Below are 18,510 nucleotides of genomic sequence, written 5' to 3'. Positions count from 1 at the left end.
TTTACGGCGCCGGATTCGGCTGCCGTTCGTGCAATGCGTCGATTTCGGCGAGGATCTCGTCGGACAGCGTCACATCGATGCTGCCGATGTTCTCCTTCAACTGCTCGAGCGACGTCGCGCCGACCAGATTGCTGCGCACGAACGGGCGGCTGTTGACGAACGCGAGCGCCAGTTGCGCGGGCGACAGCCCGTGACGCTGCGCGAGCGCGACGTAACGCGACGTCGCCTCGACGGCCTGCGGCTTGCTGTAGCGCTGGAAGCGCTCGAACAGCGTGATGCGCGCGCCGGCCGGACGCGCGCCGTTCTCGTACTTGCCGGACAGCCAGCCGAACGCGAGCGGCGAATACGCGAGCAGGCCGACGCCGTCGCGATGCGTGAATTCCGACAGCCCGTTTTCGAACGTGCGGTTCAGCAGGCTGTACGGATTCTGGATGCTCGCGATGCGCGGCAGCCCCAGCCGCTCGGCCGCGCGCAGGAACTGCGCGACACCCCACGGCGTTTCGTTCGACACGCCGATCGCGCGCACCTTGCCGGCCTTCACGAATTCCGCGAGCACGCCGAGCGTTTCCTCGATCGGCACCGTGTACGCGTCGTCGACCCACGGATACGCGGGTCGGCCGAACGTGGTCGTGCTGCGGTCGGGCCAGTGGAGTTGGTAGAGATCGACGTAGTCGGTCTGCAGGCGTTTGAGGCTGCCGTCGAGCGCTTCGGTCAGGTTCTTGCGGTCGAACTGGTTGCCCTCACCGCGAATATGGCGCGGATTGTGCGGCTGCCGCGCCGGCCCCGCGATCTTCGTCGCGAGCACGATGCGGTCGCGCTGCGCGCGATGCTGCGCGATCCAGGTGCCGATGTATTGCTCGGTGCGGCCCTGCGTGTCGGGCTTCGGCGGCACCGGATACATCTCCGCGGCGTCGATCAGCGTCACGCCCTGCCCGAGCGCATAGTCGATCTGCTCGTGCGCGTCGCGCTCCGAATTCTGCTCGCCCCACGTCATCGTGCCGAGACCGATCAGGCTGACCTGGATGCCCGAGTCGCCGAGTGTGCGGTATTCCATGCTGTTCCTGTCGCGTCGGTGGAAAGCAGGAACGCTATCACATCGACGCGATTGCTTCAGGCGGGCGCCGCGCACGCTTACGAGCGTGCCTTGCGGGTGCCCAGCGGTCACGCGCCTGCTCGGACGACGGTGCTGCCGCCTTGCGTCACTGCGGCCGCTGGATGAAGCAGGTCGCCGACGCGTGCGCGACGATCTTGTCGTCCGGCGTCTTCAGCGTGCCCTCCGCGACGCCCAGCGAACGCGAGAGGTGAATCACGCGCCCTTCCGCAATCAGCTCGACGTCGCGCGGCACGGGCCGCAGCATCTTCACGTGCAGATCGACGGTGCCGTAACCGACGCCCGCGTCCAGCATCGAATGCACCGCGCACCCAGTGACCGAATCGAGCACCGTCGCGGCGAACCCGCCGTGCACGCCGCCCAGCGGATTCAGGTGCCGACCGTCCGCCCGCGCCGAAAACTTCACGTAACCGAGCTCGACGTCGAGCGGACGCATCGGGATCGTCTCGGAAATCGACGCAAGGGGCGCGTCGCCCGACGCGGCGGCACGCAGCAGATCGAGGCCAGACAGGGAAAGCGGATTCATCGGGTTGTCTCCGGGTTGAAAGCGCGTCGCCGCGCGAGTAAGTTCTAAATTGGAACTCATTATTGTCAACGATACCGGCCGTTGTCAACGCGGCTGAGCGTGTTGCGACCGAAGGTGGGTTCTATAATCGAACCCGCTATTTCGCTGAACCGCCGCAAGACCGCCGCAAGAGGCAAGAGACTCGACGATGAAATGGGACGACATCGGCACGCTGAACTGTTCAGTCGCACGCACGCTCGCCGTGCTCGGCGACCGCTGGACCATGCTGATCCTGCGCAACGCCTTCCTCGGCTGCCGCCGCTTCGATGCGTTCCAGGCCCAGCTTGGCCTGACGCGCCACGTGCTGGCCGAACGGCTCGCGCGGCTCGTCGACGAAGGCGTGCTCGTGAAGCGCGCGTATCAGGAACGCCCGCCGCGCTTCGAATACCGACTGACGCAAAAGGGCCTCGACCTCTACCCGGCGCTGCTCGCGCTGATGGCGTGGGGCGATCGCTGGAAGGACGACGGCCAGGGGCCGCCGTTGCAATTGCGCCACCGGACCTGCGGGCAGTTGATGCACGCGGTGACCGTATGCTCGGCCTGTGGCGAACCGCTCGACGCACGCGACGTGCAGCCAGAGCCTGGGCCCGGATGGATCGCGACCGACGAAGCGGGGGCGTCTGCAGAGACGGATTGACGATGCGCTGCGCGCGAATGTCTGGCTGACGCGCCCGTTGCACGTGCTTCGGCGACAAGCCGCATTGAGTCCCCGTCCGTCCGACCGGGTGCACGCATTGCTCGCACTCGCGTGCCCTGCAACGGCGCATGCAATCGCATGCCATCGCCGGCCCTATCCGCTATCCGTCGACCACCCCGCTCGCACCCACGAGCTGGACAACGCAACTTTGCGTCCCCCCACCACCCCTGCCGATCATCGCGCGCACCGTCGCTTCGCATCCGCACGTGACCGGGCCGCCACGCGTGCGTTACACTCACGGCCCGCTGTCTCGAAATTATTCGCTGTCCAAGATGTTGTCGCGCAATCGCCTCGCTGCCGCCTGTCTCGCCGCTTCCCTGCTCGCCACACCCTTCGCCGCCTTCGGCAAGACGCAAAGCGAATCGCTGCTCCAGCAAGCGATCGATCTCGTGTCGCGATGGTTGCCGGCCCCCACTCACGAAGCACCCGCGACCCAGGTCGTCGAATCGGCATTCTCGCCCGACGGCGGCGCCGAGGCGCTCGTGCTGAAAGCGATCGGCGCGGCGCGCAGCTCGATCCGGGTCGCCGCCTACTCGTTCACGTCGCCGCCCGTCGCGCGCGCGCTGCTTGCCGCCAAGCGCCGCGGCGTCAATGTCGCGGTGGTCGTCGACGACAAGGGCAACCGCGCGAAGAGCAGCAAGCAGGCACTGAACCTGCTCGTCAACGCGGGCATCCCGACGCGCACGATCGACGCCTATGCGATCCATCACGACAAGTACCTCGTGATCGACGCCGAGCACGTCGAAACGGGTTCGTTCAACTACAGTGCGTCGGCGGCCAGCCGCAATTCCGAGAACGTCGTCGTGGTCTGGAACAATCCGCAACTCGCGTCGCGCTACCTCACGCACTGGCAAAGCCGCTTCGACCAGGGCACGCCGTACCGCTCCAGCTACTGACGCGCGACACGCGCTTTCGCCCCGCGCTCGACCGCCCGCATTTTTGCCGCCGTGTTGCAGATGATCGGCGAGCATGGCGCGATGTTCAATTCGGCCAAATGGCCAGCATGCCAATTCGCGAAGCGCCCCTCACGAGCGACGACGCCGCGTTCAATGGATTTCAGGCACCCGCCCGATCGCTGCGCCGGCATGCGCGCCCGACATACAGTGGTTCGCGTGCCCGTCCGCACCGCTTGCCGAATTCGCCGACAAGCCGTGATCGCCCATGGGCAGCACCCTGCTCACGCAATCGGTGCTGAACATCAGCGTGTTCTGAACCAGCGGGTAAAGGAGATACAGCGCAAACGCGAGATAGCCCGCGTACAGAATTCGAACCATGGTGCGATGGGATGTGATGAACGATTGGACTCGTCCTATTTACGGCATGGCGACGCGCACCTTGAGGTATCGCCTGTGCGATTCCGCATCGGAACGAAACACGGTGCGATGACACCCGCTTCTCACGGCATCTTCGCCGACCCTCCCGAGCCCCCTCACCGCAGCCGCGAGACATGAAGCGTGGCGATGCATCGAGGAATGCGCGATACTGTTCAACGTACGACCCATGACGGCCCAACGGCCGGGACAAGAGGCAAGGCCCATGCAAATCGCACCGACACCGACCGACGAGGCGGCCCGGCTCGATACGCTTCGTTCGCTCTCGATCCTCGATACGCCACCTGAAGAGCGCTTCGATCGCCTGACGCGTCTCGCGCGACGGCTGTTCGACGTACCGATCGCCCTCGTGAGCCTCGTCGACGAGAATCGCCAGTGGTTCAAGAGTCGTGCGGGACTCGACGCCACGCAGACGCCGCGCGACGTGTCGTTCTGCGCGCACGCACTGCTCGCGGGCGATACGATGGTGATCCAGGATGCACTGAACGACGATCGCTTCCACGACAACCCGCTCGTCACCGGCGCGCCCGGCATCCGCTTCTACGCCGGCCGGCCGCTCGCCGCACCGAACGGCGCCCCCATCGGCACGCTATGCCTGATCGACACGCGGCCGCGCTCGCTCGAACCCGACGAACTCGCACTCCTCGGCGATCTCGCCCACATGACCGAGCGCGAGATCGCCGCGCTGCATTTCGCGACCACCGACGAACTCACGCAGTTGACGAACCGCCGCGGCTTCGAGATTCTCGCCCGCCATGTGCTGAGCCTGTGCGATCGCGTCGGCCGCCACGCCGTGCTGCTGTTCTTCGACCTGAACGATTTCAAGGCGATCAACGACCGCTTCGGCCATGCCGAAGGCGATCGCGCGCTGAAGGCGTTCGCCGAAACGTTGACAGACGCGCTGCGCGACAGCGACGTCATCGCGCGGCTCGGCGGCGACGAGTTCGTCGCGCTGTTGAGCGCCACCGATCCGTCCGACGTCGCCCAGCCCATCGAACGCGTGACGCAGGCGCTCGCGCAGCGCAATGCAGCCGACTCACGCGGCTACGCGATCCGTTTCAGCGTCGGGCACGTTGCGTACGATCCCGCACGCCATCGCACCGTCGCCGACCTGCTCGCATCGGCCGATCACCGGATGTACGAACACAAGCAGCGCGGCAAGACGGCCGGCGCATGACCGCGGACGCGCCGCGCCGCCGCGGCGCAACCAGGCCGCCGCTCGGCCGCGGTCGTGCAGTGACGTCGGTCAGCTTCCGCAAGGCGGCGCGCTAGCCATTGCGTCCGCGATCTGCTCGGGTGTCAGGTCGCGCTGATGGGTCGCCAGCGACCAGCGATGCCCGAACGGATCCTCGACCTGCCCGTAACGATCGCCCCAGAACATGTCGGCGGCCGGAATCGTGATCGTCGCGCCGGCCGCGACCGCCTTTGCGATTGCGGCATCGGTATCCGGCACGTACAGATGCAGGCAGACGGGCGTGCCTTTCAGCGCCTTCGGGCCCATCGCACCGTGTTCGGGCATTTCATCCACCAGCATCAGCGTCGAATCGCCGATCGCAAGGCACGCATGCGCGAGCCGGCCGTCGGGCATCGCGAGGCGAAACCGTTCGGTCGCGTTGAATGCGCGCTTGTAGAAGTCGATGGCTGCGGTTGCGCCCGCGCAGATCAGATGCGGGGTCAGCGTGCGCATCCCTTCCGGGATCGGCTTGACGGACGTGGGCATGGTGTCGCTCCTTCAGTCGGTTGTCGTATCGAAAATCGGGACGGACGCGCGATGCGCACGCCTCCGATGCTACGACGGACGACTCCCGCGGAAATCGACACGACACACGAGATTTTTTGTTTGGTTGAGCCACTGGGTGCACCGAGCGCCCCTCGGGCCTCGTCAGCCCGTTCGGTCGGCCGGTTCGTCCGGCAGGCCGAACTGGCGGCGGCAGGCCTCCAGCAACTCGGCCACCGCGTCGAGCGGAAGATCGGCAAACCGGGCGATCGGCAGCATCACACCACCCGGCACCTTCGTGCGCGACGAATGTGCGGAGAACTGGTAGCCGATGTAATGATTACCGGCGACGCGGACGATCCGGAATTCCGTGACGTCACGCCACGGCGTGACAGGTTTTTCGCGGGCGGAACCGATCAGCCGGAAGCCCGTCTCGTCGACCTGCAGCGCCATCTTGCGCCGCGACGAGACGAACAATGCGGCACTGGACAACCCCAGCAACGCGGCCAGCGCCGCCACCGGCCAGAGCGTCGGGGCGGCCACATAACCGCACAGGCTCGCCGCGGCCAGCCCCGCACACACGACCGCCCTGCTTTTCAGGCTTCGGCCGTCGACTGCCAGCGTGACCGGCAACGAGCCGGCGACCGTTCCCGCGACGGGATCGACGTGCCAGCCGGAATTCGTCGTTTCGCGTTCGTTCATTGCACGCCTGCTCGTGCCGACGCCCGCCGGTCCATCGACTCGGGCGGCATGTCGGGACTCCGATCCCGTTTGCGCGAATCACGCGCCATTGCGCCGACGTCGGTCAATTGCATACCTTGACGGTACCGTTGGTCGTGCATTGACCGACGGCCCAGTGGCTCTGCCCAGCCAGACGAGGCGCGAGCCCCATGCCGCGAATCGGCGCGGCCGGCGGCGAAGACGCGGGAACGGTCGCCGACGCGGTCTCGGGCGACGGTTGCACGGGCGTCGGGCCGGACGCGGTCTGACAGGCGGCAAGCGGCAAACAAAGCGCGAATGCCAGCGGGGCGATGGCGGTTCTGGGCAGGGTCATGGACGCGTTCTCGCGATTCGTTTCGGGTACCGTCGTAGTCAGATCTGCGGCAGATCGCGCAATGTGCGCGACTCGCTCGTCGCATCGATGTCGAGCTCGATGCCTTCCGACGCATCGCGATACAGCACGCGCTTCAGCCTGGGGCCGATTGCGGTGGTGTCCGATGCCGAGAAGATCGCGCGGACATCGCCACCGGACGCGAGCGCGCGCGCCACGTCCGCCACCGGGGCCTCGCTGGGCGCCGCCGCCCACGAGCGATCGGCCGGGTTCACGGCCGCCCACCGCACGTGCGTCACGCGCGCGCTGAGCGGATCGATTCGGACACCATTCACCGCAAACGTCGACATCGGCATCTCCCTTGAATTTTTGCGGCCTGCCGCATGCATGCGGCGAGCGGCGAACAGCCCGGACCTCGCCTGCGCGGCGCGCACGGCCCGCGATCACGTGCGCGGCTCCGGCCAACGCGATTTTCGATGATACATTGAGACGCTTTGCAACCGTCAACAGACAATCGTGTACGGGAGAAACACATGAGCGACGCCTGGGGAACCTTCCCTGCCAGAATGGGCGACCATCAGGCTTTCATCAGCTTCAACCACGGCTTCGCGGAAATCGCGGATGGCGATCCGCGCACGTCGGTGCTCAGCGTGCGCATCCCCTTTGCACATCCGTCGCCCGAAGGTCTGCCGACCGGCGACGAATACGCCGATCTCGCAAAGATCGAGGCTCTGCTCGATGCCGCGATCACCGCGAAAGGCGGCGTGCAGGTCGGCCGCATCACCGTCGACGGCAACCAGGATTTTCTTTTCTACGTGCCGTTCGACGAAGAGGCGGCCGCGGAGATCGTCGACTCGCTGGCCGACCAGACGACCTATGCGCTTCAGTACGCCCATCAGGACGACCCGGACAAGACGACATACTGGCAGACGCTCTACCCGACCGACGACGACTGGCAGATCATGCGCGACATGCGCACGCTGGATGCGCTGCGGCAGCAAGGCGACGTCCCCGACGTGAACCGGCGCGTGATGCACTGGGCGTACTTCCCCGACCCGAGCGACGCGCACCAGTTCGCGGACTGGGCCGAAGCGAAAGGCTATCCGGTTGAATCGGTCGCGCCGACCGAAGACGGCAAGTCGGCGGTGCGGTTTTCGCACGAAGGCACGACGGCGCTCGCCGACATCACGCGCCATACGATCGCGCTCAATCGCGAGGTGCGCGCACTCGGCGGCAACTACGATGGATGGGAAACGAGCGTCGAACAGGCGGGCTGAGCGGAGCGCCATGCCCGTGGCGCGACGTGACGTCACGCAGGCGACGCAAAAAACATCCCGGCAGCGTTGTTGCGCGCCGCCGGGATCAAGGCATCGCCGGCAAAAAACGGCGATGGGCCTGAGGGTTCGCTCAGGCACGAGGAAAGCAATTCGTACGGATCGGGCGAACGGATGTCGGGATGCGCACGAGTGCCGTCGCACAGCCCGCCGAACGCCTGTCCGGTTCCACCGACGCAGCCTTCCGGCGTCGGGGGGCAAAAAGCCCCCGCTCCTGCGCGAGCGAGCGGGGAAATGGTTGACCGGGCCGGGGAAGAACGGTCAACCGGTCAAATTGTGACCGCGGGTCGCGCGGCGGTCTGTGCGGCAACTCACCCTTTGGTGACAACGTGACGGCATCGGCATGCTCGCCTGCCGGCGAATACCGTCATGATTCAAGCGCGGCGCATTGCTTGCCGGCATCGTTGACGAAGAGCCCGGCGACAGCGCCCGCCTTTTCATTCCAGCGTTTTATTTATTTTTAACTCAAGTCGATTTTTCATACCCGGGCGCAGTTTCCGGTAAGTCGCGGATATTGTCAAAGCAGGATTATTCTATTTTTTTTGTGCGATACGATTTCCGCGTCATTTTTTCACGCGGAATTTCTTGCGCACAATGATCTGCATCACGAAAATACGAGTTCGTTGCTACAACGAGCCATTGGAAAACCAGTCGCCAACCATTTCGATCCAGTCGAGATTGCAGATGATTTCACTAGCGGCGTCGGAGGCGATGCCGGCTGTCGACGCATCTGCCGCCACTGCGCCGGTTGCCACCGCGCTCGCCTTCGCAATCTCGGTTGATGCGACGGGCCTCGGATCGGCAAGCCGCTCCAGCCAGTCGACGATATTGGCGCGCGCGTCCTCCTCATCGGCGAAATCGCTTCGCTCCAGAAAACGATCGAATACGATCCACGCGAGCGTCTTGCTTCGCACGTCGGATTCGAGCCGCCTGTCGACAACGGCGGTACGGCCGGACGCCGTGATTTCGAGCGTTGCCGTGAAGCAGTAATCGAGATATTCGATCTCGAGTTTCGACGACATGGTTTCTCCGCTCAACGTGCCTTCTCAATTTTCATGATGCCCGGCGCCCGACGTGCTTCGCAACACCGTGTGAATCTTGCGTGAATTTCGCGCAGGGTTTCATTCTCGCTGGCAGTATCGCGATATTCTCGCGGCCTGTCGATATGGACCGTCAACGTATGACCGGTCTCATTTTTTGCCGGTTAAGCTGTAAGTCGCTCGCTTTCCTATTTTTGGTATCGGCGTGCAGTGCAGCTGTCCGCGCTGCTAAACTCGAGTCACAAAGACTGCTTGCGCCACCAGAGGAAATAATGACGCTCGCTCATGCACGACAAGGCGGCGTAGATGTCTGGATCGTCCAGCTTCCCGGGCACGCTCCCTATGCTTACACGCACCTCAAGCGGGTATTTTCGTCCGACGACTCTCGACATCGGGTCGTGACGATCGACCTGAAGAAGCTGCTGACCTGCGCCGACCGCGACACCACCGACTATGTGCTGCCGTCGGTTCAGTACTGGGCGCCTGGAAAGGCCGCGGGTATTCGCGAATTCCTCGATCCGAACCAGGACCGGATTCCGGACATGCCGTTCATCACGTTTCGCGAGACGAGAACACGAACGTTGCTCGGCATTCCCGGCCTGTCGAAAATCGGCGTCGCATCGTTCCGTAACGGCCAGCATCGCGCGCGCTATCTCGCCTATGCCGGCGCGACGATCTTGCCCGTCGAAATCCACGAGACCGAAGCCGATTTGCTTCTCCGGTATTGCGGAGAGTAATGGCACAGTCCATTCGGCTTTCACCGGCCGCGATGCCGTAGCGGCCGGCCGCGGTTGCACGCGCGCGCGCCGCGCGGCGATGCCGGCAAGCGTTCAAGCCTGGATCGCGTAAATCCGGTCGGTGACTTCCGTCCGGCCGATGCGGCTCGTTTCGACACCGGCCAATTGCCAGCCGTTGTGTTCGTAGAACCCGATCGCACGCACGTTGCCCTCCAGCACTTGCAGATGGACCTTGTCCACGCCAATCGACCGGGCCCATGCGCGAACGGCTTCGATCATGCGCTTGCCCGTGCCGCTGCCGTGATGAGACGGATGAACGTGCAGGCAATCAAGCAACACACCAAGCGCCGGATCGACGGGGCGTTCGGCGCTGACGAAGCCCACTGGCTCGCCATTCGACTCGGCGATCAGCACGAGGCCCCACTCGCTCTCGCTGCGATCGAGATATTTGCGCCACCGGACCGCGTGCTCCGTCGGCACCTCGTCGGACAGATAGGCGGCCGGAAGGATGTGGCTATAGGCGGTTTGCCAGCTCAGCGTGTGCAGGCGAGCAATGTGGCTCGCGTCGTGCGCCGTCGCGGCGCGCAGTGTGGTCCGGGTGTCCGGCATCGGTGGCAACTCCTTGTGCTCGTTCTCTTGATCGGCATGTGTCTTCGCAAAATATACCGCGCTTCTGCGGGATGCATTTCGCCGGGGCTCGTCGTCGGGAGGCCGGCACGCGGGCAAAAAAATCCCGACACCTTCTCCGGTCGTCGGGATCGAACGGCCCTGCAAAGCATGAGGGCACGAGGAAGGTCACACATTACATGCATGTAAGACTGCTGCGCTTTGTCGGTTTACGCCAAGGCCCTGTGCGATTCCGCCAATCAGCCGGTTGCGAGCGGTCGTAAACGAAAAAAGCCTGCTCGCGTTTTGCGCGAGCAGGCAAGAAAACGGATCAGCATTCGAGGCACGAGGGCTGTCCAGGCAAGATAACGGCACGGCGGGCGGGAACCTTAGGGGGAAAGAAGCGTCGCGGGCAAACCTGATACGAAGGTTGTCGGCGCAACTACACGGAAACGCGATACGAAGCACACCCGGGGGCCTCGTCGCCCTCTCCGTCATTCACATCGGAGATGCCGGACAAGCGGCGCTATCGGTCGATACCACGCATGTTCACACGCCCGATTTCGACACCTGCACGGACTCGATGACGATTTCGTGACCGTCGAATTCATCGCTACGGCATTCGATTCTCTCGTGCATAGGGCGGCCCCTTCCATGCGCTTGATGTTGTTGTCGCGCCGAGCGCTTTACGTAATCGTTCTTTTGAAGCGCGAAGCCGAGATGGCATCACGGTTGATTCATTGAATACGGTGTGCCATTCCGTTAAAGACGCCGTGACCAAAACACACCGTGGGTGCGTCCGAACGCCAGAAAGCAAAAAGCCCGGTTCATTGAACCGGGCTTTTTGCTTGAATTCGTTGGGGTGGCTGATGGGACTCGAACCCACGACGACAGGAATCACAATCCTGGACTCTACCAACTGAGCTACAGCCACCACTGATACTGCTTTCTTCGCTTCGCTGTTTTGTTTCAGCAGCGAAGAACAAGATTATACGAAGTCTTTTGAATCTTGCAAAGCCTTTTTTTCAAAAAATTCTTCGGCTTCGTTCAGATGCGCGCGTGCCTCGTCGAACACGGCCAGATCGCCGCGTGCGAGCTTCTTGTTGTCGGACAGCACGCGACGCCAGCCGCGCGCGCCCGGCATGCCACGATACAGCCCAAGTGCGTGCCGCACGATCGCGCCCAGGTAGGTGCCGCGCTTCAACTCGGCCGCGCAATACGCGATCAGTTGCGCTTCAGCCTCTTCACGCGTGGGCACCGCTGCGGTCGACCCGTAGAAGCGCGCATCGACCTCCGCCAGCACGTACGGGTTGTGATACGCCTCGCGGCCGAGCATCACGCCATCGACGTGCTCGAGATGCTGCTCGACTTCATCGAGCGTCGTGATGCCGCCGTTGATCACGATTTCCAGCGACGGAAAATCGCGCTTCAACCGATACGCATAGTCGTACTTGAGCGGCGGGATCTCGCGATTCTCCTTCGGCGACAGCCCCTTCAGGATCGCGTTGCGGGCATGCACGACGAACGTTTCGCAACCGGCCTCGGCCACCGTGCCGACGAAATCGCGCACGAATGCGTAGTCCTCGACCGCATCGACACCAATGCGGTGCTTGACCGTCACCGGCACCGACACCGCATCGCGCATCGCCTTCACGCCGTCGGCGACGAGCTGCGGCTCGTTCATCAGGCATGCGCCGAACGCGCCGCGCTGCACGCGCTCGGACGGACACCCGCAATTCAGGTTGATTTCGTCGTAGCCCCACTGTTCGCCGAGCTTCGCCGCGCGCGCGAGATCGTCGCGCTCGCTGCCGCCCAGTTGCAGCGCGACCGGCGATTCGCTCGGCGTGAACGCAAGATGCCGCTGGGCATCGCCGAACAGCAGCGCGCCCGTCGTGATCATCTCCGTATACAGCCACGTATTGCGCGTCAGCGTGCGGTGGAACGAGCGGCAATGACGGTCGGTCCAGTCGAGCATCGGCGCGACGGATACACGGCGGGGAGGAAGCGAGGACGGAACGGACATGAATTCGGGTACAGGCCAGGCGGCACGGAAACAACCCAATATTTTACCGCAATACGGGCCGTGCCCGCCCGACACGTGCGCCAGGGCCTGTTCACGCTAATAACGGGCTTGCGCTGGCCCCCAGAAGGGCCGAGCGCAAGGATTGCGACGAAGCGAATACTCGACGTATTCGCGAGGAGCATGACGCGGCGATCGGCCCTTCTGGGGGCCAGCCCCACGAACGAATTTTTTCCAAACAGGGGAACGTGCCTTTCCGCCCGCATGGCGGCGTCGTTCGTCGTTGCAATAGCGACGGCTATTGCGCCTCCTCTCTCCTTGCCCTCCGGGCGGAAAGGCACGTTCGCAAGCCCGTTATCAGCGTGAACAGGCCCTAGCCCTAGCCCAGTTCCGCATCGACCGCCCGGCGCGCCTCGTCGAGCACGCGCTCGATCACGCGCCGCTCGGTCAGCAGCATCCCGTCGACCTTGACCAGCCGCCAGTCGATCCGCACGGCATCGCCCTGCAGCACGCGATAGTGCGCATGCTCACCGTCCCAGACCTGCTCGGTCTTCACCTCGATCTCGAAACCGCGGTACGGCTCGCTGAAATCGCCGAGGTCGCTGCCTCTCGGTTCCATCGCACGCTCCGAGGCGACGCCGCGCCAGGCCGCCCGAGCAGCCGGCGCCGCGCGCTCAATCGTATTCGTCGGACAAAAAGGACCGGCCATCGGCCGTCAGATCGACCCGGTCGGCCGTCGCCAGATAGATCAGCCCGTCGTTCAGCAACGCATGGACGACGTCGTCGAACGCGGCGGGAACCGGCCGGCTGTCGCCGAACTGGTCGATCCATTTCAGCGCCTCGATGGCTTCGGGGGAAAGGATGGGGGTCATGCGTTCGCCTCCGGCATCGGTGTCGTTCCATCCTAGCACTTCGTCCGGGAGTCGAATACCGAGGCAAACGCGCTGCGCGAATGCAAATGCGGCGCCGTCGGGCACGTTGTCTGCCCGGCGGCGCCCCGATGCACGACACACGCGCTCAGAGGCGCGCGATCGAGACTTCCGTCGACTTCACGAGCGCGACGACTTCGGCGCCGACCTTCAGTTCGAGTTCGTCCACCGAACGGGTGGTGATCACCGACGTGACGATGCCGAACGGCGTCTCGACGTCGACTTCGGAAACCACGGACCCGCGAATGATCTCCTTGACCTTGCCCTTGAACTGGTTCCGTACGTTGATTGCAGTGATGCTCATCGGGATGATCGCTCCGAAGAAAAAAGTCTCAGAACGGGCGGCCGGAGCCGCCCGGAATTAAACGGCCCAGCGGATTTGCCCGGCCGGCCGAACCTTGTCTGCTTCACGCTCCGCGTCTTGAACGGCCGCGCCGGGGCCGCCGGCGAGCACGCGTTTCAGCACGCGATCCTCCAGCGCCGCGAATGCGGCCGACGCACGGGCACGCGGCCGGTCGAGCGGCACCGGCTGGTCGAGCGCCACGCGCCCCTGCTCGATCAGCAGGATGCGGTCGCCGAGCGCGACGGCCTCCTGCACGTCGTGCGTGACGAGCAGCGCGGTGAACCGGTGCTCGCGCCACAGGCGCTCGATCAGCGCATGCATTTCGATGCGGGTCAGCGCATCGAGTGCGCCGAGCGGCTCGTCGAGCAGCAACAGTTGCGGCCGGTGCACGAGCGCGCGGGCCAGCGCGACACGCTGCCGCTGCCCGCCCGACAATTGCGCGGGCCAGTCGTTCGCGCGCTCCAGCAGCCCGACTTCGTCGAGCACCGCGCGGGCCTGGTCGCGCGCGCCGCGGCCGAGGCCCAGCATCACGTTCTGCAGCACGGTCTTCCACGGCAGCAGGCGCGCATCCTGGAACATGATCCGCGTATCGAGCACGCCGCCGCCCTCGCCGCGCCTCACGAGCGCGCCGCTGCTCGGCTGCTCGAGCCCCGCGACCAGACGCAGCAGCGTCGACTTCCCGCAGCCGCTGCGGCCGACGATCGCGACGAAGCTGCCGCGCGCGATGCCGAGCTCGACGTTGTCGAGCACCGTGCGGGCGCCGAAGCGCTTGCTGACGCCCGACAGCGTGACCGCGTCGTCGGGGGCCGGGCTGCCCGCCGCACGCCGCCGCGCGAGCGGCACGACCGATGCGCCGCCGTCGCGCTCGAGGATCGCCGCGTCACGCGCGTCGCCGTCCGCGACGCGGGCCTGCGCCAGCTCGGCCTCGAGGTCTGCGCCGGCGAGCGGGCCATAGGCGGCCGCCGAAGTCGTCGCATTCATGCCTTTGCTCCTGATTGATAAGCGGGGTGCCAGCGCAGCATCACGCGTTCGAGCCATTTCGCCAGCACATCGGCCAGCTTGCCGAGCACCGCGTACAGCAGGATGCCGACCACCACCACGTCGGTTTGCAGGAATTCCCGTGCGTTCATCGTCATGTAGCCGATGCCCGACTGCGCGGAGATCGTCTCCGCGACGATCAGCATCACCCACATCAGCCCGAGCGCGAAACGCACGCCGACGAGGATCGACGGCAACGCGCCGGGCAGGATCACGTCGCGGTACAGCGCGAAGCCGCGCACACCGTAGCTCTTCGCCATCTCGATCAGGTTCGCGTCGACCGAGCGGATCCCGTGATACGTATTGATGTAGACGGGGAAGAACACGCCGAGCGCGACGAGGAACAGCTTCGCCTTCTCGTCGATGCCGAACCACAGGATCACGAGCGGGATCATCGCGAGCGCCGGGATGTTGCGGATCATCTGGATCGTCGAGTCGAGCGCGACCTCGGCGGCCTTCGACAGCCCGGTCGCAAGCCCCAGCGCGAGGCCGACGCCGCCGCCGATCGCGAAGCCGAACAGCGCGCGCCACGTGCTCACTTTCACATTCGCCCACATTTCGCCCGACGTCACGAGCGACCAGGCCGCGCGCACGACCGCCACCGGCTCGGGCAGCACGCGGGTCGACAGCCAGCCGGTGCGCGCACCGACTTCCCACACCACCAGCAACGCGAGCGGCACGAGCCACGGCGCGACGCCGCGCCATGCGCGAGCGGCCACGGCGGCGCCCGTCGTCGATGTTTTCGTTGTCATCGCAAGCCTCCGTTGCTCAGCTCTGGCTCGTCTTCGGCAGATAGTTGTTGCCGACGATCTCGCCGAACGGCCCCGACAGCGGGCCGGCCGCCTTCTCGACGCCCTTGCCCTTGATCAGCGGGAACACGAGTTCCGCGAAGCGATACGACTCCTCGAGGTGCGGATAGCCGGACAGGATGAACGTCTCGATGCCGAGATCCGCGTATTCGCGCATGCGTTCCGCGACCTGCTCGGGATTGCCGACGAGCGCCGTGCCGGCGCCGCCGCGCACGAGCCCCACGCCGGCCCACAGGTTCGGATAGACCTCGAGCACCTCGCGGCCGCCGCGCTTGCCGCCGTGCAGCGCGGCCATCCGGCGCTGGCCTTCCGAATCCATGTTCGCGAACGCTTTCTGCGCACGCGCGATCGTGTCGTCGTCGAGCCGGCTGATCAGCCGCTCGGCGTCACGCCATGCCTCGTCCTCGGTCTCGCGCACGATCACGTGCAGGCGGATGCCGAACTTGATCTTGCGGCCGCGCGCATCGGCACGGGCGCGGATGTCGGCGATCTTCTTCGCGACGGCCTCGGGCGGCTCGCCCCAGGTCAGGTAGGTATCGATGTGATCGGCGGCAATCGCATGAGCGGCCGGCGACGAGCCGCCGAACCACAGCGGCGGATGCGGATGCTGCACGGGCGGATAAAGCGCCTTGCCGCCTTTCGACTGCAGGTGCTTGCCGATGTAGTCGAACCCGCCGTTGTCGTGCGACGCGGCCAGCAGCCCACGCCAGATGTTCAGGAAATCGTCGGTGATCTCGTAACGCGTGTCGTGATCGGCAAAGAGGCCGTCGCCTTCGAGCTCGGCCGCATCGCCGCCCGTGACGACGTTGATCAGCAGGCGGCCGCCCGACAGACGGTCGAACGTCGCGGCCATCCGCGCGGCCAGCCCCGGCGAAGCGATGCCGGGGCGCACGGCGACCAGGAACTTCAGGCGCTGCGTTGCCGGAATGAGGCTCGACGCGACGACCCACGCATCCTCGCAGGAACGACCGGTCGGCAGCAGCACGCCGTCGTAGCCGAGCGTATCCGCCGCCACGGCAACCTGCTTGAAGTAATCGTAGTCCGCGGCACGCGCGCCTTCGGCCGTGCCGAGATAGCGGCTGTCGCCATGCGTGGGGATAAACCAGAACACATTCATCTGCTGCTCCTGCTTGACTGTCACTGCCAAAATTTGAAAAAACGTCGCCCTGCTCGCGTCGCGAATGAGCGACGCATGCATGGAGTGCATTCGAATCGGGATGGCTCGCCGGTGAGGCCGTGCAGCGGACGAGGACGCGATCGCACGGCTGTTTCCGGGAAATCAGTCTAGGGATCGGTCCAGGGCTTTGGAACGATTTTTTTGAGCTTAGGTTTTCCGCTTTCGTGATTAGCGCGACGCTGGAGCGAATATCGCGGCGGCCGGGCTCTATAATGGCGCACCTATCCGAATAACTCCGCGCGCCCGGCCCCGCCGTGCGCGCCTGCGGTGCACTCATCGATGCAGAAAGTCATCCTGCCATTCCTGTCCGGCTTCCTGGCCGCCCTGTTCTTCCGCGAGGCCACGCTCGCCCTCCTTCACACGGCCGACCTGATCGCCGCAACCGGCTTCTCGACACAACCGTTCGCGCCGCTCGGCATTCCTGAATTTGTCGCGAATGCGCTGATCAGCGCGTGCTGCGCGATTCCGATGGCATGGCTGTTGCGCGTCTCGCCGGAACGCGAAGCATCGTGGATCGGCGCGCTCGTGTTCGGCGGTATCGTGCTGACGGCCGCCCGCGTGTTCGCGATCGATCCGCTGCGCGGCATCTGGCCGTCGGGCAACATGATGCCCGTGCTCGCGGCCGGCTTCGCGGCGAACGCGGTGTGGGGCTTCGGCGCGCTCGTGTTCATGCGCGCCTTCATGTCGGACGACGCGGGCGACGAATAACGTCGGCGCGGGCGACGCACCCTTCGGGCTCGGGCCGGCCGATGTCCATGAAAAAGGCCGCGTGCATGTGCACGCGGCCTTTTCGTTTCCGTGTCGCGGCTGATGGGCCGCGCGGGTCGGCCCGATCGACGTCAGTCCTTCAGCTTGCGCAGCGGATGCGTGTCGGGCGTCCACGGGCTGTCGAACATCGCGAGCACGTCGGCGCGGCCGACGTCGGCGGTCGACCTGAAACGCCACACGGGCTGGTGATCCTTGTCGACGATCAGCGCGCGCACGCCTTCGATCACGTCGCCGCGCGCGAAGGTCGAGCGCGTGAGATCGAGATCGCGCCGCAGGCAATCGGCCATCGTCGCGCCGCGCGCGCGTTCGACGACTTCGAGCGACACGGCCATCGACAGCGGCGACAACTGCTCGCGCATCGCGTGGGTCGCCTTCTCGACCCACCCGTCGACCGCCGCGCAATCCTGCTCGGCGTCGAGCGACGCGAGGATCGCGTTGAGGTCGGGGCGCGCAAAATGCCGGTCGATCCCGGCGCGCGCGTCGGCGAGCGCCGACGTGTCGGGCGTCGGCACGACCTTGTGCGCGGCAGCCGCCTCGGTCACGCAGGCGACGGCGTGCGCACCGCTGTCGATGCGCACGCCGTGCAGCGTGTCGAGCAGCACCGGCAGCGCGGCATCGGGCAGATAGACGTCGGCGAGTTGCGCGTACAGCGCGCCGGCCGCATCGAGCGTCGCGCCGGTCACCGCGAGATAGCGGCCGATCGCGCCGGGCGTACGCGCGAGGAACCAGCTCATTCCGACATCCGGGAACAGGCCGATGCGCGTTTCGGGCATCGCCATCTTCGTCGAGTCGGTCACGACGCGCAGGCCGCCCGTATGCCGCGCCGCCTGTGAAATCCCCATGCCGCCGCCCATCACGACGCCGTGCATCAGCGCGATGTACGGCTTCGGATACGTGAAGATCGCATGGTTGAGCGTGTATTCCTCGATGAAGAACGTGTCGACCGCATCGCGGTCGCCGCGCTGCCACGCGTCGTGGAAGAAGCGCACGTCGCCGCCCGCGCAGAATGCGCGCGGATGCGGGCTGTGCACGACGACCGCGACGACGTCGGGATCGTCGCGCCATGCGTCGAGCGCCTGCTGCATCAGCCGGATCATGCCGACCGACAGCGCGTTCAACGCCTTCGGCCGGTTCAGTTCGAGAAACCCGATGCGGTTCGCGACATACGCACGCACGTCGGGCTGGGCGGATTCGGCGGAAACGGCGGCGGAAGTGGAATCGGTCATGAAGGTCATCC

23 protein-coding genes and 1 tRNA gene are annotated in these 18,510 nt (G+C 65.4%); 6 read left to right on the top strand and 18 right to left on the bottom strand.

The window, feature by feature from the left end:
* Window position 1: 1 nt before the first annotated feature.
* Entirely contained in the window at window positions 2–1,054 is a 1,053-nt protein-coding gene (locus tag C4B30_RS28630; RefSeq protein ID WP_027784368.1) for an NADP(H)-dependent aldo-keto reductase, read from the bottom strand.
* Between the two features lie 145 nt (window positions 1,055–1,199).
* A complete protein-coding gene (locus C4B30_RS28625; protein ID WP_027784367.1) occupies window positions 1,200–1,637 on the bottom strand; it encodes a PaaI family thioesterase in 438 nt (145 codons plus the stop codon).
* Between the two features lie 187 nt (window positions 1,638–1,824).
* Between C4B30_RS28625 and C4B30_RS28620 the strand changes: the two genes are divergently transcribed.
* The gene (locus C4B30_RS28620; protein ID WP_027784366.1) at window positions 1,825–2,313 is read left to right on the top strand and encodes a winged helix-turn-helix transcriptional regulator; all 489 of its coding nucleotides are present in this window, start codon (window positions 1,825–1,827) and stop codon (window positions 2,311–2,313) included.
* A 332-nt stretch (window positions 2,314–2,645) separates the two neighbouring features.
* Window positions 2,646–3,269, top strand: a complete 624-nt coding sequence (locus tag C4B30_RS28615; protein ID WP_027784365.1) for a phospholipase D family nuclease — start codon at window positions 2,646–2,648, stop codon at window positions 3,267–3,269.
* Window positions 3,270–3,419: 150 nt separating this feature from the next.
* Here C4B30_RS28615 and C4B30_RS28610 read toward each other — a convergent pair whose 3' ends face one another.
* On the bottom strand, window positions 3,420–3,647 hold the full coding sequence (locus tag C4B30_RS28610; RefSeq protein WP_027784364.1) for a hypothetical protein: 228 nt from the start codon (window positions 3,645–3,647) through the stop codon (window positions 3,420–3,422).
* Window positions 3,648–3,909: 262 nt separating this feature from the next.
* Here C4B30_RS28610 and C4B30_RS28605 point away from each other — a divergent pair, with 262 nt between their 5' ends.
* The gene (locus C4B30_RS28605) at window positions 3,910–4,881 is read left to right on the top strand and encodes a GGDEF domain-containing protein (RefSeq protein WP_027784363.1); all 972 of its coding nucleotides are present in this window, start codon (window positions 3,910–3,912) and stop codon (window positions 4,879–4,881) included.
* Window positions 4,882–4,950: 69 nt separating this feature from the next.
* Here the strand turns inward: C4B30_RS28605 and C4B30_RS28600 are convergent, their stop codons facing one another.
* The 4 genes from C4B30_RS28600 to C4B30_RS28585 all read right to left on the bottom strand — a co-directional run bounded on the left by C4B30_RS28600 (window position 4,951) and on the right by C4B30_RS28585 (window position 6,822).
* On the bottom strand, window positions 4,951–5,424 hold the full coding sequence (locus C4B30_RS28600; RefSeq protein WP_027784362.1) for a VOC family protein: 474 nt from the start codon (window positions 5,422–5,424) through the stop codon (window positions 4,951–4,953).
* A 162-nt stretch (window positions 5,425–5,586) separates the two neighbouring features.
* Window positions 5,587–6,123: a hypothetical protein gene (locus C4B30_RS28595; protein ID WP_027784361.1), complete on the bottom strand. Its 537-nt coding sequence runs from the start codon at window positions 6,121–6,123 to the stop codon at window positions 5,587–5,589.
* A 103-nt stretch (window positions 6,124–6,226) separates the two neighbouring features.
* Entirely contained in the window at window positions 6,227–6,475 is a 249-nt protein-coding gene (locus C4B30_RS36225; RefSeq protein ID WP_080681337.1) for a hypothetical protein, read from the bottom strand.
* Window positions 6,476–6,513: 38 nt separating this feature from the next.
* Window positions 6,514–6,822, bottom strand: a complete 309-nt coding sequence (locus tag C4B30_RS28585; protein WP_027784360.1) for a hypothetical protein — start codon at window positions 6,820–6,822, stop codon at window positions 6,514–6,516.
* Between the two features lie 183 nt (window positions 6,823–7,005).
* Here C4B30_RS28585 and C4B30_RS28580 point away from each other — a divergent pair, with 183 nt between their 5' ends.
* Window positions 7,006–7,749, top strand: coding sequence for a DUF695 domain-containing protein (locus tag C4B30_RS28580; protein WP_027784359.1), 744 nt, complete (start codon window positions 7,006–7,008; stop codon window positions 7,747–7,749).
* Window positions 7,750–8,432: 683 nt separating this feature from the next.
* On the opposite strand, the gene C4B30_RS28575 is transcribed toward C4B30_RS28580, so the two are convergent.
* Entirely contained in the window at window positions 8,433–8,828 is a 396-nt protein-coding gene (locus tag C4B30_RS28575) for a hypothetical protein (protein WP_027784358.1), read from the bottom strand.
* Between the two features lie 290 nt (window positions 8,829–9,118).
* Between C4B30_RS28575 and C4B30_RS28570 the strand changes: the two genes are divergently transcribed.
* Complete coding sequence (locus C4B30_RS28570) at window positions 9,119–9,583, top strand: plasmid fertility inhibition factor family protein (RefSeq protein ID WP_027784357.1); 465 nt, start codon at window positions 9,119–9,121, stop codon at window positions 9,581–9,583.
* A gap of 93 nt (window positions 9,584–9,676) precedes the next feature.
* Here C4B30_RS28570 and C4B30_RS28565 read toward each other — a convergent pair whose 3' ends face one another.
* The 9 genes from C4B30_RS28565 to ssuD all read right to left on the bottom strand — a co-directional run bounded on the left by C4B30_RS28565 (window position 9,677) and on the right by ssuD (window position 16,445).
* A complete protein-coding gene (locus C4B30_RS28565; RefSeq protein WP_027784356.1) occupies window positions 9,677–10,192 on the bottom strand; it encodes a GNAT family N-acetyltransferase in 516 nt (171 codons plus the stop codon).
* An 855-nt stretch (window positions 10,193–11,047) separates the two neighbouring features.
* A tRNA-His gene (locus C4B30_RS28560) sits at window positions 11,048–11,123 on the bottom strand.
* Between the two features lie 54 nt (window positions 11,124–11,177).
* Window positions 11,178–12,164 carry a tRNA dihydrouridine(20/20a) synthase DusA gene (gene dusA, locus C4B30_RS28555; protein ID WP_027784344.1) on the bottom strand — a complete coding sequence of 329 codons (987 nt, stop codon included), beginning with the start codon at window positions 12,162–12,164 and terminating at the stop codon, window positions 11,178–11,180.
* A gap of 424 nt (window positions 12,165–12,588) precedes the next feature.
* On the bottom strand, window positions 12,589–12,828 hold the full coding sequence (locus tag C4B30_RS28550) for a hypothetical protein (RefSeq protein ID WP_027784343.1): 240 nt from the start codon (window positions 12,826–12,828) through the stop codon (window positions 12,589–12,591).
* Between the two features lie 55 nt (window positions 12,829–12,883).
* Window positions 12,884–13,081 carry a hypothetical protein gene (locus C4B30_RS28545; RefSeq protein ID WP_027784342.1) on the bottom strand — a complete coding sequence of 66 codons (198 nt, stop codon included), beginning with the start codon at window positions 13,079–13,081 and terminating at the stop codon, window positions 12,884–12,886.
* 145 nt (window positions 13,082–13,226) lie between these two features.
* Window positions 13,227–13,442, bottom strand: a complete 216-nt coding sequence (locus C4B30_RS28540) for a TOBE domain-containing protein (RefSeq protein ID WP_006476104.1) — start codon at window positions 13,440–13,442, stop codon at window positions 13,227–13,229.
* A 57-nt stretch (window positions 13,443–13,499) separates the two neighbouring features.
* Window positions 13,500–14,462 carry an ATP-binding cassette domain-containing protein gene (locus C4B30_RS28535; RefSeq protein ID WP_027784341.1) on the bottom strand — a complete coding sequence of 321 codons (963 nt, stop codon included), beginning with the start codon at window positions 14,460–14,462 and terminating at the stop codon, window positions 13,500–13,502.
* On the bottom strand, window positions 14,459–15,271 hold the full coding sequence (gene ssuC, locus C4B30_RS28530; RefSeq protein WP_027784340.1) for an aliphatic sulfonate ABC transporter permease SsuC: 813 nt from the start codon (window positions 15,269–15,271) through the stop codon (window positions 14,459–14,461). The genes C4B30_RS28535 and ssuC overlap by 4 nt, the downstream gene beginning before the upstream one ends.
* 16 nt (window positions 15,272–15,287) lie before the next feature.
* A complete protein-coding gene (gene ssuD, locus C4B30_RS28525; protein WP_027784339.1) occupies window positions 15,288–16,445 on the bottom strand; it encodes an FMNH2-dependent alkanesulfonate monooxygenase in 1,158 nt (385 codons plus the stop codon).
* A gap of 339 nt (window positions 16,446–16,784) precedes the next feature.
* On the opposite strand from ssuD, the gene C4B30_RS28520 reads away from it, so the two are divergent.
* Entirely contained in the window at window positions 16,785–17,213 is a 429-nt protein-coding gene (locus C4B30_RS28520) for a hypothetical protein (protein WP_006484223.1), read from the top strand.
* Between the two features lie 131 nt (window positions 17,214–17,344).
* On the opposite strand, the gene C4B30_RS28515 is transcribed toward C4B30_RS28520, so the two are convergent.
* On the bottom strand, window positions 17,345–18,499 hold the full coding sequence (locus C4B30_RS28515; RefSeq protein ID WP_027784338.1) for an enoyl-CoA hydratase/isomerase family protein: 1,155 nt from the start codon (window positions 18,497–18,499) through the stop codon (window positions 17,345–17,347).
* Window positions 18,500–18,510: the final 11 nt, after the last annotated feature.

The sequence above is a fragment of the Burkholderia sp. BE12 genome (assembly GCF_002959955.1).
GTDB lineage: Bacteria > Pseudomonadota > Gammaproteobacteria > Burkholderiales > Burkholderiaceae > Burkholderia.
This window is presented reverse-complemented; position numbering and strand designations above follow the sequence as displayed.

Bases quoted from the DNA above. Each gene is read 5' to 3' on its own strand.
- C4B30_RS28630 (WP_027784368.1), bottom strand. From the start codon at position 1,054: ATGGAATACCGCACACTCGGCGACTCGGGCATCCAGGTCAGCCTGATC.
- C4B30_RS28625 (WP_027784367.1), bottom strand. From the start codon at position 1,637: ATGAATCCGCTTTCCCTGTCTGGCCTCGATCTGCTGCGTGCCGCCGCG.
- C4B30_RS28620 (WP_027784366.1), top strand. From the start codon at position 1,825: ATGAAATGGGACGACATCGGCACGCTGAACTGTTCAGTCGCACGCACG.
- C4B30_RS28615 (WP_027784365.1), top strand. From the start codon at position 2,646: ATGTTGTCGCGCAATCGCCTCGCTGCCGCCTGTCTCGCCGCTTCCCTG.
- C4B30_RS28610 (WP_027784364.1), bottom strand. From the start codon at position 3,647: ATGGTTCGAATTCTGTACGCGGGCTATCTCGCGTTTGCGCTGTATCTC.
- C4B30_RS28605 (WP_027784363.1), top strand. From the start codon at position 3,910: ATGCAAATCGCACCGACACCGACCGACGAGGCGGCCCGGCTCGATACG.
- C4B30_RS28600 (WP_027784362.1), bottom strand. From the start codon at position 5,424: ATGCCCACGTCCGTCAAGCCGATCCCGGAAGGGATGCGCACGCTGACC.
- C4B30_RS28595 (WP_027784361.1), bottom strand. From the start codon at position 6,123: ATGAACGAACGCGAAACGACGAATTCCGGCTGGCACGTCGATCCCGTC.
- C4B30_RS36225 (WP_080681337.1), bottom strand. From the start codon at position 6,475: ATGACCCTGCCCAGAACCGCCATCGCCCCGCTGGCATTCGCGCTTTGT.
- C4B30_RS28585 (WP_027784360.1), bottom strand. From the start codon at position 6,822: ATGTCGACGTTTGCGGTGAATGGTGTCCGAATCGATCCGCTCAGCGCG.
- C4B30_RS28580 (WP_027784359.1), top strand. From the start codon at position 7,006: ATGAGCGACGCCTGGGGAACCTTCCCTGCCAGAATGGGCGACCATCAG.
- C4B30_RS28575 (WP_027784358.1), bottom strand. From the start codon at position 8,828: ATGTCGTCGAAACTCGAGATCGAATATCTCGATTACTGCTTCACGGCA.
- C4B30_RS28570 (WP_027784357.1), top strand. From the start codon at position 9,119: ATGACGCTCGCTCATGCACGACAAGGCGGCGTAGATGTCTGGATCGTC.
- C4B30_RS28565 (WP_027784356.1), bottom strand. From the start codon at position 10,192: ATGCCGGACACCCGGACCACACTGCGCGCCGCGACGGCGCACGACGCG.
- dusA (WP_027784344.1), bottom strand. From the start codon at position 12,164: ATGCTCGACTGGACCGACCGTCATTGCCGCTCGTTCCACCGCACGCTG.
- C4B30_RS28550 (WP_027784343.1), bottom strand. From the start codon at position 12,828: ATGGAACCGAGAGGCAGCGACCTCGGCGATTTCAGCGAGCCGTACCGC.
- C4B30_RS28545 (WP_027784342.1), bottom strand. From the start codon at position 13,081: ATGACCCCCATCCTTTCCCCCGAAGCCATCGAGGCGCTGAAATGGATC.
- C4B30_RS28540 (WP_006476104.1), bottom strand. From the start codon at position 13,442: ATGAGCATCACTGCAATCAACGTACGGAACCAGTTCAAGGGCAAGGTC.
- C4B30_RS28535 (WP_027784341.1), bottom strand. From the start codon at position 14,462: ATGAATGCGACGACTTCGGCGGCCGCCTATGGCCCGCTCGCCGGCGCA.
- ssuC (WP_027784340.1), bottom strand. From the start codon at position 15,271: ATGACAACGAAAACATCGACGACGGGCGCCGCCGTGGCCGCTCGCGCA.
- ssuD (WP_027784339.1), bottom strand. From the start codon at position 16,445: ATGAATGTGTTCTGGTTTATCCCCACGCATGGCGACAGCCGCTATCTC.
- C4B30_RS28520 (WP_006484223.1), top strand. From the start codon at position 16,785: ATGCAGAAAGTCATCCTGCCATTCCTGTCCGGCTTCCTGGCCGCCCTG.
- C4B30_RS28515 (WP_027784338.1), bottom strand. From the start codon at position 18,499: ATGACCGATTCCACTTCCGCCGCCGTTTCCGCCGAATCCGCCCAGCCC.